1 protein-coding gene is annotated in these 1,094 nt (G+C 54.4%); it reads left to right on the top strand.

Annotation, left to right across the window (positions count from 1 at the left end; all coding sequences use genetic code 11):
- The coding region (locus tag ACOCD2_RS21360) for a hypothetical protein (protein ID WP_293653410.1) at positions 1–1,056 on the top strand (1,056 nt) is incomplete at its 5' end.
- Positions 1,057–1,094 lie beyond the last annotated feature (38 nt).

The raw sequence follows: 1,094 nt of genomic DNA, 5'->3' as shown, positions 1-1,094 counted from the left end.
CCTGATACAGGATATATTGCCTACGCGCTTGAGCTGCGTTATGACGCGGATAATTTCGCCGGCCTGCTCGATATCAACCAGTACTACACAACCGAGGTGCAGGTGCTGCCAAAAGACTTCCCTTTCGAGGGCACGGCTTGCCTGGCGGATACCAGAGGGAATCTGGAGAACCCCGCTCCGGCGTCTTTTCAAAGCGGAATTTCCGTCATTTCCGGCTGGGCATGTGATGCAGAAGGGATAGAGATCGAACTGGATGATGAAGCGTATCTCGCTGCTGGCTATGGCACGAGACGTGCGGACACGGCATCGGTCTGCGGTGATACAGATAACGGTTTTGGTCTGCTTTTCAACCTGAATCTGCAAGGCGATGGTATGCACAAGGTACGTGCCTTGACCAATGGCCGGGTCATCGACAGCGCCGAATTTACCGTTACCACTTTGGGTGCACCATTCCGCCGTGGGTTGTCGGGGACCTATCAGCTGCCTGATTTTCCAGAACGGGGTCAGCGCGTTTCTGTGACCTGGCAGCAGAGCCAGCAGAATTTTACCATCGATGCAGTGAGTTCCGCAGCGGTGCAGGCGGTGACTGCTGATATCCCACGCAGCAACCCCGTCAACGCTCCCCTGGGCAGATTTGAAAATCCTGCCGATGGTTCCAGCCAGAGTGGCATCGCCATTATCTCCGGCTGGATTTGTGAGGCAGAAAACGTCGTGGTGGAAATGGATGGCATCAGAACCTTCAAGGTGGCCTATGGAACCCGGCGGGCGGATACGATAAAGGTCTGTGGCGATGCAAACAACGGCTTCAGCCTGCTCTACAACATCAATCTGCTTGGAGAGGGAACACATACACTGCGGCTATTGGCAGATGGCATCGAGATTGACCGGTCCAGTATCAATGTTACGACTTTTGGTGATGATTTCCTGAAAGGCGCTTCCGGTCAATACCGTTTGACGAACTTCCCCGAGCCAGGAGATTTTACCGACTTGGTGTGGGATCAGGCACGCCAGAACTTTCTTATTCGTGGCTATGAAGCGGGTGGGGGAAAACAATAGGGCTTTTGCCTGTTGTTGTCGCGGTCGGGTTTCCCGGG

Source organism: Thiolapillus sp., assembly GCF_048562965.1.
In the GTDB taxonomy this organism is placed as follows: domain Bacteria; phylum Pseudomonadota; class Gammaproteobacteria; order Chromatiales; family Chromatiaceae; genus Thiolapillus; species Thiolapillus brandeum_A.
The sequence above is the reverse complement of the archived record's forward strand: the minus strand, read 5'-3'. Positions and strand labels throughout refer to the sequence as shown.